The sequence below is a fragment of the Chromobacterium haemolyticum genome, assembly GCF_009936155.1.
Lineage (GTDB): Bacteria > Pseudomonadota > Gammaproteobacteria > Burkholderiales > Chromobacteriaceae > Chromobacterium > Chromobacterium haemolyticum.
Map to the genome: position 1 here is coordinate 1,853,657 of NZ_AP019312.1, position 12,411 is coordinate 1,866,067.

Consider the following 12,411-nt stretch of genomic DNA (forward strand, 5'->3'; position numbering starts at 1 on the left):
GGTTTCAGTACGTTTAACCATGCCGGCCGTTTTGGCCGGCATGCGTTTGGTTTGGGAAAAGGCGGAAATGATACTCGAGTCTGTTCATTTGTTGCGACGGCTGAACGAACACTGCGCCCGAACACTGGAGGAGGCGGCCGGGCTTTGCCTGGCCCGCTCTCATGCCGAAATCACGGTTGAGCACTGGCTGGTGAAACTGCTGGAGCGGGGCGATGGCGATTTAGCCGCTTTGCTGCGGCATTACGAGATAGATGTGGATGAAATCTGGCAAGGCTTGTTGGCCGCGCTGGAGCGGTTGCCGCGGGACATGCGCGGTAAGCCTGGCTTGTCGCGTGGAGTACAGTCCTTGCTGGAGTCGGCCTGGCTGATCGCGTCGCTTGATTCCGGCGGCCAGCGGATGCGTTCGGCCCATCTGTATCTTGCCTTGCTGGCGTCGCCGGAGCGTTTGTCTTGTAGGCAGGCCTGGCCATTATTCAGTTTGTCCGCGGCGCAAGTGCGCGCGCGCTGGACCTGGTTGGAGCGGGTTTCGGCGGAGTCCGAGGAGATTGGGCTGGAAGAGGAGGCGCTTGTCCCGTCGGAGAGCCGCTCGGAGGCGTCCGCGACGAAGGGTCAATTGCCGGAGGCCTTGAGCCGGTTTGCCGCCGATTTAACCGCTAAGGCCCGTGAGGGCTTGATCGACCCGGTGCTGGGGCGGGACAAGGAAGTACGCCAGATGGTGGATATTCTGCTGCGCCGGCGCAAGAACAATCCGATTTTGGTGGGCGAGCCGGGGGTAGGCAAGACGGCTTTAGCCGAGGGGTTGGCTCTGCGCATTGCCGCCGGCGAAGTGCCGGAAGCCTTGCGCGGGGTACGCTTGCTCGCGCTGGATGTGGGCTTGTTGCAGGCGGGAGCCGGGGTTAAAGGCGAGTTCGAGCAGCGGCTGAAGCAGGTGATCGAGGCGGCGCGCGCGGCGCCGGAGCCGATCTTGTTGTTCATTGACGAGGCGCATGTGTTGGTGGGGGCGGGCAATGCCGCCGGCGGCAGCGATGCGGCCAACCTGTTGAAGCCGGCGCTGGCGCGCGGCGAACTGCGGACGATAGCCGCCACCACCTGGTCCGAATACAAACAGTATTTTGAGCGGGACGCGGCGCTGGAACGTCGTTTTCAGATGGTGAAGGTGGAAGAGCCGGACGATGCCGCCGCCTGTCTGATGCTGCGCGGCTTGAAGCCGCGCTATGCGGAGCACCACGAAGTGGCGATCCGCGATGAGGCGATCACGGCGGCGGTGAGTTTGTCGCGGCGTTATCTGGCCGGGCGTCAGCTGCCGGACAAGGCGGTGGATTTGATCGACACTGCGGCGGCGCGGGCGCGGATGAGCCTGGAAGGCGGCGCGGCGGAATTGCAGGCCGTGCAGGCGCGGTTGTTGGCGCTGAATAGCGAGAGGGAGGCCCTGCGGGATGATGCGGGGCTTGGCGCTGGTAGCGCGCAGCTTGAGACGCGCTTGCGGGTGATCGATTCAGAACTGGCGGCGGCTCGGCTTGAGGATGAGGCCTTGCGACAGCGTTACCAGCAGGAGCGGGAGGGCGCGGAGTCGCTGCGCCGGTTGTGCCGAGAGTTGGCTGGGCGGCGAGACGGTACGGCGCGGCTGGTCCAGGCACGGGCAGAGTTGGCTGCTTTGCAAGGGGAGCGTCGCTTGGCGGCCGCCGACGTGGACGCCGCCTTGGTGGCGGAGGTGATTGCCGATTGGACCGGGGTGCCAGTGGGTAAACTGCTGGCTGATGACGCAGTCAATCTATTGGGCTTGGCGCAGGCCTTGAGGGAACGGGTGCGTGGCCAGGAGGCCGCGGTAGAGGAGATTGCCCAGTCTTTGCTGGCGGCCAAGTCCGGATTGGCGCCGGGGCGAGGTCCGCTGGGGGTGTTCTTGCTGACCGGGCCCTCAGGCGTAGGCAAGACCGAAACTGGCCTGGCCTTGGCCGATCTATTGTTCGGCGGCGAGCAGGCCTTGCTGACCATTAATTTATCCGAGTACCAGGAGGCACATACGGTTTCGCAGTTGAAAGGTTCGCCGCCGGGTTATGTCGGCTATGGCCAGGGCGGGGTGCTGACCGAGGCGGTGAGGCGGCGGCCATATAGCGTGATTCTGCTGGACGAGGTGGAAAAAGCGCACCGCGATGTGCTGAATTTGTTCTATCAGGCGTTTGACCGGGGTTTCATGCGGGATGGGGAGGGCCGCGAAATCGATTTTCGCAATACCCTGTTTCTGATGACGTCGAATCTTGGCAGCGAGCTGTTGTTGGAACAGGAGGGGGAACCGGAGCGAGGGACGTGGCGAGACGCGCTTCGCCCTTTGTTGCTGGCCCACTTCCAGGCTCCGCTGTTGGCGCGGATGCAAGTGGTGCCGTATGGCTTGTTGTCCGAGCCGGCTCTGGCGGAGATCGCCCAGTTGAAACTGGCGGCGCTGGCCACGCATCTTAAGGCCTCTCAAGGCATTGAACTGGAGGCCGGCACGGACTGCGCGCAGGCAATGGCCGTTGCTTGCGGCCGACGAGACCATGGCGCGCGCGGCCTGGATCATCTGATCCGGCGGCAGCTGCTGCCGGAGATGGCCTCGCAGTGTTTGCAGTGGCGCTTGGCGAAGGGGTGTATGCCGCTGCGGATTGTGCTGACGGCGGGACAGGACGACCAGTTGGAAATGACCTTGCTGCATTGATTCGGAGGCCGGCCGGTACTTGGTTTCGTCATTTTTCAGCGCTAGTGAATATCACCTTCCATGTTTTTTGCAGCTGGGAAAGCGGGTTGATACAATTCAATCCGCTTTTTCTATTATGAATAGAATAAAAGTCGTGCTGTAATGGAAATCGCAGCGATCCGAAAAATCACAAAGACAGGACTTGACGCATGTTCGTCGGAATCGGGTACCTCATAATTCTTGGCTCCGTGCTGGGGGGATTCGTCGCTGCGGGGGGCCATCTCGCCGCGTTGATGCAGCCGCTGGAGGTGGTGATGATCGCGGGCGCCGCGCTCGGCGCTTTCGTGGTGGCCAACGGCGGCGCGCCGCTGAAGGCGACGATGAAGGCCTTCCCCACCGTGTTCAAGGGCACGCCTTATGGCAAGGCCTTCTACATGGAACTGTTCTCGCTGCTGTTCGAGATTCTGACCAAGGTGCGCAAGGAAGGCCTGATGTCCATCGAGGCCGACGTCGAGAATCCGGAAGCTAGTCCTGTCTTTTCCAAATACACCACTGTTCTGCACGACCACCATGTCGTGGAGTTCATCTGCGATTACCTGCGCCTGATGGTGGGCGGCAACCTCAACGCCTTCGAAATCGAGAACCTGATGGATGTGGAGATCGAAACCCACCATCACGAAGGCGAAGTGCCCGTCAACGCGGTTAAGGGCTTGGCCGACGGCCTGCCGGCCTTTGGTATCGTGGCGGCGGTCATGGGGGTGGTGCACACTATGGAGTCTGTGGGCGCGCCGCCGTCCGAACTGGGGATGCTGATCGCCCACGCGCTGGTGGGCACCTTCCTCGGTATCTTGCTGGCTTACGGCTTTGTCGGCCCGCTGGCCACCATTCTGGAGCACAAGCTGGGTGACGGCACCCGGGTGTACCAGACCATCAAGGTCACCATTCTGGCCAGCCTCAACGGCTATGCGCCGCAAGTGGCGGTGGAGTTTGGCCGCAAAGTCTTGGCTTCGCATGATCGTCCGTCCTTCAAGGAACTGGAAGATCACGTGAAACAGGCGAAGAAATAAGCGGGGGGAGCGATCATGGCTGACGAATCGCAACGGCCCATTATCGTCAAACGCATCAAGAAGGGCGGCCACGGCCACCATGGCGGGGCCTGGAAGATTGCCTACGCCGACTTCGTGACCGCGATGATGGCCTTCTTCCTGCTGATGTGGCTGCTGGGTTCGGCCTCGCAGGGCACGCTGAACGGCATCGCCGAATACTTCAAGACGCCGCTGAAAGTGGCGCTGTCCGGCGGCGCAGGTGCCGGCGACGCCACCTCCGTGATCAAGGGCGGCGGCAACGATTTGACCAAGCAGACCGGCCAGGTCAACAAGTCGGGCTCGCCGCAGGACGAGATCATGCGCAAGCAGCAGGAAAAAGTGGCGATGGAGCAGTTGCAGAACAAGATCCAGAGCACGGTGGATCACAGCGAACTGCTCAAGGAGTACAAGAATCAACTCAAGCTGGAGATCACACCGGACGGGTTGAAGATCCAGATCGTCGATGAGCAGAACCGCTCGATGTTCGACTCCGGCAGCTCGCGCATGCTGCCGCATACTCGCGTGTTGCTGCAGCAACTGGCTAAAGAGTTGAACATGATGCCGAACAAGATCAGCATCTCCGGCCATACCGACGCCAAGCCCTTTGGCAGCGGCCAGGGCGGTTACAGCAACTGGGAGCTGTCCGCGGACCGGGCCAACGCGGCGCGGCGCGAACTGGTGGCCGGCGGCCTGCAGGACAACAAAGTGTTGCGCGTGGTGGGCCTGTCTTCGGCCAACCCGCTGGTCAAGACCAATGTGTTCAGCCCGGAAAACCGGCGCATCGCCATCGTGGTGCTGAACAAGGAAGCGGAGAGCAATATCCTCAACGACGGCTACAAGCCGCAGATGAACCAGGAAGTGATCGGCGGGCCCGCGGAAAGCGGGGCCGAGCCAGCCGCCGCGCCGGCGGAAACGCCGGCCAAATAATCCCGATGCGAGCGTTGCCTTGTTGAGCCGCTTGCGTCATCTTGGCCTGCAACTGCTGGCTGCGTTGGCGGCGATGTTTTTCGTCGCGCCCGCCGCCCAGCCCCTGGGTTGGGCGATCCTGCAAGGCCTGTGCGCGGCGGCCTTGGCCATTTTCATGCGTTTGCCCGGCTGGCAGCGCTTGCTGCACGGCTTGTTTGTGCCCGCGCTGGCCTTGATGCATCAGGCGGCCTTGCCATCCTGGGTGTATTTGCTGGGGTTGGCGCTGACTTTCGCGCTGGGCCGCAACGCCGTGCTGGAGCGCGTGCCCTTGTATCGCTCCTCGGCCCAGGCGGCGGAGCGCTTGGCCGAGCTCCTGCCAGGGCGGGCCGCCTTGCTGGAAGCCGGCTGCGGCGACGGCAGGCTGGCGGTCTGGCTGTGCCGGCTGCGGCCGGATCTCAGAGTGAGGGCGTTGGAAAGCGCTTGGGGCAGTTGGCTGTTGGCCCGAGCGCGCTGGTGGCTGGCCCGGCGGCCGCGGCGGTTGGAGTTCTCCTGCCGCAGTTTTTGGAGGGAGTCGTGGGGAGAGTACGATGCGGTCTATGTGTTTCTATCCCCGGAGCCGATGGCGCGCGTCTGGCGCAAGTTTGTGGCTGAGGGGCGGCCCGGCAGCCTGCTGGTCAGCAATACTTTCGCCGTTCCCGATGTCGAACCCGATGAACGCATCCCGCTGGGAGGCGCTTTGCAAACCGAACTACTGATCTGGCGCCACCCACATGGAGCTTGCTAACTGGATCAAGTCCATCGCCGAACGGCGTTGGCCGATTCTGCCCAATACGCTGGGCGAGCTGAAGGATATTTGCGCTCGCCACAGCGATCTGATCAATTTCACCGACCTCGCCAACCTCTGTTTGTCCGATCCCTTCCTGCTGCTGGACCTGGTCCGGGTGGTGGGCGGTTCGCGCGCCTTGCAGCGCAATGAGAGCATCCCCTCGGTAGAGCAGACCTTGCTGCTGATGGGGTTGGAGGCGGTCACCAACCGCTTTGGCCGCGTCGCCGCGCTGGAGGCGGTGCCGGACAAGCTGGACGCGGAGGTGCTGGAGGCGGTGGAGGACTGGTTGGGCCGCTCCCGGGTGGCGGCCTTGCTGATCAAGGAGTGGCTCTCTTTGCAGGGCGATCACAAGGTGGAGGACTGTTTCGTGGCCGCCTTGCTGTACAATCTGCCCGCCTGCTTGTTCATGATGCAGCGCAATCAGTTGCCGGACCGCCCGCTGCTGCAGGAAATGTCCAACGCCTTCGATTGCGATTACGCTCAGGTGCTGGAGCAATTCATCAAGCTGATGCCTTTGCCAACCGGCCTGAACGCCTTGCTGGGGCCGGGCAGCCCGACCAAGCGTCGCCAGTTGCTGCGCCTGGCGATGGCCACGGCCAACTCTTTGGAGCAGGGCACTTGGCGCAGTACCTGGCAGGTGGGCGTGGAGGCCGCGGCCAAGCTGATAGGCTGCGCGCCGTATCTGGCGCATCAGGCGGTGGTGCACGCGGCTTTGTCGGTGGCGCGCCACCCCAGGGCGGTGGGCTATATGTACCCGGTGCGCAGCCTGTTGATGCTGGAAGGCGAGTATAAGCGCCCGAGTTTGCAGAAAACCGCCGCTTTGAGCGACGCCGAGCAGATGGAGAAGGCGATACGCGAATCCATCCGCCACCTGGCCAACGACCTTAAGTTCGAGCGGGTGCTGTATTACCGTTACGATCAGGACGCGCATACGTTGAAGTTGCGTTATCAGCTGGGCTTGGGCGATAGCCATCCGTTGCGCAAGCTGCCCTTGGGGCTGGAGCCAGGTTCCTTCTTCGCGGTGTTGACCAGCAAGCCGCAAAGTTTTCACGCGCCGGCCTCGGTGCGCCAGCAGTTGGAGCGGCGCTACGAGGATCTGTTTTTCGAGCATGTCGGGGACAATGAATTCGCCCTGATCACCCTGTTTGTCGGGCACACGCTGTCCGGCGTGTTCTATGTCGACAACGGCCATAGCGGCCAGGCGATCGACGAGGACAGTTATCACCGATTCAAGGATTTAGTGGCGCGCCTGACCCTGCTGCCGCAATAGGACACATGTCGTACATCAGCAAAACCATCACCTCCGCCCATAACGACGAAATCAAGCAGTTGGCGCGCCTGGCGCAGAGCCCGCGCGAACGCCGCAAGCAACAAACGATCTTGCTGGAGGGCATTCATCTGACCGAGTCCTGCCTGGACGCAGGCATCGTGCCCGAGAGGGTGTATCTCAACGAGGCGGCGGCAGCGCATCCGGAGGTGCAAGTCTTGTTGCGGCGTCTGAGCGCGCCGACTGTTGTGATCACGGTGCCGGAAACCGTGCTCGCCAAGGCCACGGCACTGGCCAGTGCCGGGGAGTTGCTGGCCTTGTGCCCACGGCCGCAGCCGCGCCCCAGCCTGGCGGACGCATCCCGGGTGATGCTGGAGGATATACAGGATCCGGGCAATCTGGGCACCATCTTGCGCTGCGCGGCGGCGGCGGGGGTATACGATGTGATGCTATCCAAGGGCTGTGTCGACGTGTATTCGCCCAAGGTGCTGCGCGCCGGCATGGGCGCGCACTTCGCGCTCAACATCCATGAGCAGGCCGATCTGTGCGCCGAGCTGGCGCGCTACGACGGCCGCAAGCTAGTCACTCATCTGGAGGGCTCCACCTCGTTGTACGCGCAGGATTTGCGCGGTCCGGTGGCTTTCGTGTTTGGCAACGAGGGCGCCGGCGTCAGCGCCGAGGCGCTGGCCCTGGCCGATGCGCGGGTGCGGATTCCGATGCCGGGCCATGCCGAATCGCTGAATGTGGCGATGGCGGCGACGGTGTGTTTGTTCGAGCGGGTGCGACAGCTGGAGACGGCGACCGGTTGAGACTCGCCGCCCGCCGCCAGAAACGGAGAAGGACGGATGGAGCGCTTTGCGTTGGCAGAACGCATTCTGCCGAGTTATCAGTATGTCGAGACCCACTCCCGGGTCTTGCCGGCGGCGTCGGACTCGGTATTGGACGCGGTGCAGCGCATCGCGCCGGCGGACGACCGCTGGGCGCGGCGCTTTATGGCCTTGCGCGAGCTGCCCGGCCGTTTAAGCGGCGCCTTGCCCGAAAACCGTCCGCCGTTTGGCATGCACAGCTTCACGCCGCTGGCGCGCGACGGCGAGAGCGAGATGGTCCTGGGCCTGGCGGGCGCGTTCTGGCGCGCGGATTTCGGTTTGCGCGAGATCGGTGGTCTTGAGGATTTCATCGCTTTGAACGAGCCGGGCGTAGCCCGGCTGTTGTTGAGCTTTCATTGCGAAATCGTCGCCGAAGGCGTTCGCCTATCGACTCAGACCCGCGTGCATTGTCCCGACGTGGCCACCCGTTTGCGTTTCGCGCCTTACTGGTATTTGATCCGGCCGGTCAGCGGCCTGATTCGCCGGCGCATGTTGCGGCAGGTGGAGCGGGAGTTACGGCGCGGCGCGGCAATGGCTTGAACCATTGTTAATGCTTGTTGAGTAGCAATTGGTTTTTATTTGAGCTGATCTGTTTTATCATGCGCCGGTGATATTTAAACGGCAAATTGAAAGACAGGAAATCAGACCATATGAATGAAGCCGCGCTTGACTCTTCCGCATCCCGCTTTGGCGGGCTTTCCTCTCTTGCTCGACAACAATGGGCCACTATCGGCCTAGTGCTCGCCAATTTGATTGTATACATCTGGATGGGCGCTTCTGGCGTCTCTTGGACCGAACCCGACCCCGAGCACTTGGTGAGTTGGGGCGCCAATCTGGCGCCGTTCACCTTGAGCGGCGATAGCTGGCGGCTGTTGAGCAGCATGTTCGTGCATGGCGGGGCCATGCATTTGTTGCTCAATATGTATATGTTGCTGCTGATTGGCCCCTTGGCGCAAAAGCGCTTTGGCGGTGTTGGTTTCCTGGCCATTTATCTTTCCGCCGGCCTGGCGGCGGGCCTGGTCAGCGCTTGGTGGTACGGCACGCATCCGGTGACCAACCTGCTGATGCAGAGCAGTATCCGCCTGGTGGCCAGTGTGGGCGCGTCCGGCGCCTTGATGGGGCTGGCCGGGGCGTTGTGCGTGGCCGGCCTCAGCGACGCCGACATGGGCGGTTCGCAGGGCAAGGCCCTGGCGCAAGTGGTGTTGTTGAACCTGGGCATGGGCTTCATGGTGTCCGGCGTTGACCAGGCTTGCCATGTCGGTGGCCTCCTGGCCGGTCTGCCGCTGGGCGTGCTGGGCTGGTTGGACCGATTGAAGCGGCGTCCGCTGCAACGGTTGTTGATGTTCATCGCGCTGGCGGGCGCGGCGGCGCTTGGCGCGCATCAGGCGAGCCTAGCGTTGGGTTCCGAAGATTTGAGCGAGTTGGCGGCGCAGTTGCGTCAACAGCAGGCCGCGGAGCCCGCGCAGCCTTGACGCTGCACGCCGCTAGTCCATCGGAATGTAAACTTCGCCGCGCATCAGCGGCCTGGCGGTGCGGGTCATCACCACTTCGCTGATGGTCCAGCCGTATTCGACCGAGTGGCCCAGAACCGCTTCCACGGTTTGTTTGCCGCTGGCGTGGCTGAAGGTCAGCGGCATGCCGCGCACCGGCGCGCCGGCCAATTGCTGCGGCAGCGTGCCCTCGGTGGCGCAGGCGCAAGCCAGCGCGATGGCGCCGGTGCCGGTGAAGGCGTGGTGCAGCGAGCGGCCGGAGGTCAGGATGCGGGCGTTGATCTGGCAATCCTCGTTCCGGCTTTCCGACAGCAGGCTGATTCGCGGCGAGCCCGGCCGTTCGCGCCGGGCGGCGAAGATGTCGGGAGCCAGGCCCATGACCACGGCGGCGATTTCCCGCGCCCATTCCAGCCGGTGGCGCGCGGTTTCCTGCAGGGCCGCCATTTCCTCATCGCCTTTGAGGCCGAAATCCCGGGCCCGGACGAATACTGTGGGGTTGCCGGCGTCCACCAGGGTGGCTTCCACTCGGCTGCCGTCCGGCAGCGCCAGTTCGTCCACTAGCTTGCCGGTGGGGTAGAGTTCGCCGGAACTGCCGCCGGCAGGGTCCAGGAAGCGCAGCCGGATCGGCGCGCCGGGAAAGGCGACGCCGTCGATATGGTAGTCGCCCTGCCAGACGGGTTGGCCGTGCATGATTTCCAGTTCCGCGATGATGCGCTTGCCGACATTGGCCTGCCAGATGCCGATGGAGGCCACGCCGTCGCGCGGCTCCACCAGTTTTTCCATCACCGCGAACAGCGGCACCGCGGCGCTGAGGTTGCCGCAGTTGCCGGACCAGTCTATCAAGGCATGCTCTATCGACACATGGCCGAACAGGCAATCGACGTCGCAGTCTTCGCGCCGCGACGGGCTGAGGATCATCACCTTGCTGGTGCTGGCCCGGCCGGTGCCCAGGCCGTCTATCTGCTTGCCGTGCGGGTCAGGGCTGCCGATGGCGCGCAACAACATGCGTTCCCAGGTTGAGGTATCCTCGGGCAGCGCGTCGGCGCGGATGAACAGACCCTTGCTGGTGCCGCCGCGCATCAGCGTGGACGGCAGGCGATAGATCGAGGCCATGTCAGTGCGTCTCCAGTTGCTCCTTGCGGACGGCGATGGCGCGGGTCCGGGCGCGGTCTATCGCTTCCGGAAGGGTGCGCTTGTCTTCCCACTGACGGGCGATGCCGCCGGCATCCACCGCCAGCGCCGCGTCCAGCAGCGCGGACAGATAGTCCGCCTGCGGATAGGGCCGGTCGTGAAAACCCAAGCGTCCGCGCGCGTCCGCGCGGCAGGCGTCCAGCATCAGCAAGAAGCGCTCCGGCCGCCGCAAGGCGTCGGTTTGCTTGAACAATCGTAGTATTGTGCTTGGCTTTAATTCGAAAGCACAGTGTACTTTGGTATGGCTCAATAGCGTGATGCGCGCCAGGTCGCGGCAGTCCGCCGGCACGCGCAAGCGCTGGCATAAGGCCAGCAGCGGCGCTTCGCCGGCGGCCTCATGGCCGATGTGGCGCGGCAGCACCTCCGCCGGCGTCAGCGCCTTGCCCAGGTCGTGGGTCAGCGCGGCGAAGCGCGCCGTTAGCGGCAGTCCCTCGGCGGCGGCGCAGTCGAGCACCCGCATCACGTGGTCGCCGGTGTCTATCTCCGGATGATGGTCGGCGCGTTGCGGCACGCCAAAGAGCGCGTCCACTTCCGGCAGCACGCGGGCAAGGGCGCCGCAGGCGCGCAGGGCCAGGAACATGCGCGATGGCCGCTCCTCCATCAAACCCTTGGCTAATTCCTGCCATACCCGCTCCGCCACCAGGGCGTCGGCTTCGCCGTCCGCTACCATTTTCCGCATCAGCGTCATGGTGTCGTCGGCCACGGTGAAGCCGAAACGGGCGGCGAAACGCGCCAGCCGTAAAATACGCACCGGGTCTTCGGCGAAGGCGGGGCTGACGTGGCGCAAAACGCCGGCTTCGAGGTCGCGCCGGCCGTGGTAGGGGTCGATCAGGCTGCCGTCCGGGGCCTCGGCGATGGCGTTGATGGTCAGGTCGCGCCGCGCCAGGTCCTGCTCCAGCGTCACGTCCGGCGCGGCGTAGACGGCGAAGCCGTGGTAGCCCTTGCCGGTTTTACGTTCGGTGCGGGCCAATGCGTATTCTTCGTGGGTGTCCGGGTGCAGGAACACCGGGAAGTCCTTGCCCACCGGTTTATAGCCCAGCGCCAGCATTTCTTGCGGACTGGCGCCCACCACCACCCAGTCACGGTCTTTCACCGGTAGTTTCAGCAGGCGGTCGCGCACGGCGCCGCCGACGATATAGCATTGCATTGATTCTTTCCGTTCAGCGCGCAATCTGGCGGCGGTAGGCGGACATTGTCAGATTGAATTCATCGCTGCCCAGCAAGCCCGGCGCCAAGGCTTCCAGCGCGGTGGGGCGGAAGCCCAGCAACGCGGAGGGGAAGGGTTGATCACTGATGTTGTCCACGCTTAGCGAGCGTACATTGTCGCGGCTGATCAGCGCAGGTCCGGGCAGGCATTCCATTAACGCGGCCTGCAGCATGGCCAGGCTTTGCGGCAGCGCGATCACCGGCCGCGGCTTGCCGATGTGGCGGCCCACCAGGCTCACCAGTTCCGCCAGCGTGTAGACGCCGGGGCCGGCCAAGTCCAGGCTCTGGCCGATGGCGGCGCGGTGCGACAGGCTGGCCTCCACCGCATGGGCCACGTCGCCGGCCCAGATCGGCGCGAAGCGTGTATGCGCGCCGGCCAGCGGCAGAAAGGGCGCTTTGCGCAGCAGGCTGGCGAACATATTGAGGAAGCTGTCGCCATGGCCGAACACCACCGACGGCCGCAGTATGGTCCACTCCAGGCCGCTCTCGCGCACGCGGGTCTCGGCGCGGCCCTTGCTTTGCTGATACAGGCTGGGGCCGCGTTCATCGGCGCCCAGCGCGCTGATATGGATCAGCCGCCGCACGCCCAGGCTTTGGCAGGCCGTGATGACTTTTTCGCTCAACTGAACGTGGGCTTTGTCGAACTGCGCGGCGTTGCCGTGCAGGATGCCCACCATATTGATCACCGCGTCGTGGCCGGAAATCAATGATTTCAGCGCTTCCGGGCGGTGAATGTCCGCTTCCACCAGCTGCACGCCGGGCAGCACCAGCAGCGAGGCCTTGGCGCGTTCGCGCCGGCGGGTGGCGATGGTCAGTTGGCAGCCTTGTTCGGTCAGGCGTTCCGCGATGTAGCTGCCGATGAAACCGCTGCCGCCGATGACGCAGATGCGTTGATAAGTCATGAGT

At 63.9% G+C, this 12,411-nt stretch carries 11 protein-coding genes; 8 read left to right on the plus strand and 3 right to left on the minus strand.

The window, feature by feature from the left end:
• Window positions 1-67 precede the first annotated feature (67 nt).
• From tssH to GYH29_RS08570, 8 genes are all read left to right on the plus strand, one after another.
• Window positions 68-2,689: a type VI secretion system ATPase TssH gene (tssH, locus tag GYH29_RS08535; RefSeq protein WP_161523533.1), complete on the plus strand. Its 2,622-nt coding sequence runs from the start codon at window positions 68-70 to the stop codon at window positions 2,687-2,689.
• 188 nt (window positions 2,690-2,877) lie between these two features.
• Window positions 2,878-3,735, plus strand: coding sequence for a flagellar motor stator protein MotA (motA, locus tag GYH29_RS08540; RefSeq protein ID WP_039755446.1), 858 nt, complete (start codon window positions 2,878-2,880; stop codon window positions 3,733-3,735).
• 15 nt (window positions 3,736-3,750) lie between these two features.
• Window positions 3,751-4,680 (plus strand): flagellar motor protein MotB, encoded by a 930-nt coding sequence (motB, locus tag GYH29_RS08545; RefSeq protein WP_043593929.1) that lies wholly within the window; start codon window positions 3,751-3,753, stop codon window positions 4,678-4,680.
• 19 nt (window positions 4,681-4,699) lie between these two features.
• Window positions 4,700-5,443: a class I SAM-dependent methyltransferase gene (locus tag GYH29_RS08550; protein WP_019102402.1), complete on the plus strand. Its 744-nt coding sequence runs from the start codon at window positions 4,700-4,702 to the stop codon at window positions 5,441-5,443.
• Entirely contained in the window at window positions 5,430-6,755 is a 1,326-nt protein-coding gene (locus tag GYH29_RS08555; RefSeq protein ID WP_019102403.1) for an HDOD domain-containing protein, read from the plus strand. Before GYH29_RS08550 ends, GYH29_RS08555 begins: the two co-directional genes overlap by 14 nt.
• Before the next feature lie 5 nt (window positions 6,756-6,760).
• Window positions 6,761-7,561, plus strand: a complete 801-nt coding sequence (locus tag GYH29_RS08560; protein ID WP_043593926.1) for a TrmH family RNA methyltransferase — start codon at window positions 6,761-6,763, stop codon at window positions 7,559-7,561.
• Window positions 7,562-7,612: 51 nt separating this feature from the next.
• On the plus strand, window positions 7,613-8,158 hold the full coding sequence (locus tag GYH29_RS08565) for a DUF2867 domain-containing protein (protein WP_198001655.1): 546 nt from the start codon (window positions 7,613-7,615) through the stop codon (window positions 8,156-8,158).
• Between the two features lie 275 nt (window positions 8,159-8,433).
• On the plus strand, window positions 8,434-9,090 hold the full coding sequence (locus tag GYH29_RS08570) for a rhomboid family intramembrane serine protease (protein ID WP_161523534.1): 657 nt from the start codon (window positions 8,434-8,436) through the stop codon (window positions 9,088-9,090).
• 12 nt (window positions 9,091-9,102) lie between these two features.
• Here GYH29_RS08570 and GYH29_RS08575 read toward each other — a convergent pair whose 3' ends face one another.
• From GYH29_RS08575 to GYH29_RS08585, 3 genes are read right to left on the minus strand one after another with little or no spacing between them, the layout of a single operon-like run.
• Entirely contained in the window at window positions 9,103-10,221 is a 1,119-nt protein-coding gene (locus GYH29_RS08575) for a 2-methylaconitate cis-trans isomerase PrpF family protein (RefSeq protein WP_019102408.1), read from the minus strand.
• A 1-nt stretch (window position 10,222) separates the two neighbouring features.
• Window positions 10,223-11,446 (minus strand): multifunctional CCA addition/repair protein, encoded by a 1,224-nt coding sequence (locus tag GYH29_RS08580; RefSeq protein ID WP_019102409.1) that lies wholly within the window; start codon window positions 11,444-11,446, stop codon window positions 10,223-10,225.
• A gap of 13 nt (window positions 11,447-11,459) precedes the next feature.
• Window positions 11,460-12,407, minus strand: coding sequence for a complex I NDUFA9 subunit family protein (locus GYH29_RS08585; RefSeq protein ID WP_118267084.1), 948 nt, complete (start codon window positions 12,405-12,407; stop codon window positions 11,460-11,462).
• Window positions 12,408-12,411: the final 4 nt, after the last annotated feature.

Excerpts from the sequence above, each read along its gene's own strand:
- tssH (WP_161523533.1), top strand. The coding sequence starts at position 68 with ATGATACTCGAGTCTGTTCATTTGTTGCGACGGCTGAACGAACACTGC.
- GYH29_RS08560 (WP_043593926.1), top strand. The coding sequence starts at position 6,761 with ATGTCGTACATCAGCAAAACCATCACCTCCGCCCATAACGACGAAATC.
- GYH29_RS08580 (WP_019102409.1), bottom strand. The coding sequence starts at position 11,446 with ATGCAATGCTATATCGTCGGCGGCGCCGTGCGCGACCGCCTGCTGAAA.
- motB (WP_043593929.1), top strand. The coding sequence starts at position 3,751 with ATGGCTGACGAATCGCAACGGCCCATTATCGTCAAACGCATCAAGAAG.
- GYH29_RS08585 (WP_118267084.1), bottom strand. The coding sequence starts at position 12,407 with ATGACTTATCAACGCATCTGCGTCATCGGCGGCAGCGGTTTCATCGGC.
- motA (WP_039755446.1), top strand. The coding sequence starts at position 2,878 with ATGTTCGTCGGAATCGGGTACCTCATAATTCTTGGCTCCGTGCTGGGG.
- GYH29_RS08575 (WP_019102408.1), bottom strand. The coding sequence starts at position 10,221 with ATGGCCTCGATCTATCGCCTGCCGTCCACGCTGATGCGCGGCGGCACC.
- GYH29_RS08555 (WP_019102403.1), top strand. The coding sequence starts at position 5,430 with ATGGAGCTTGCTAACTGGATCAAGTCCATCGCCGAACGGCGTTGGCCG.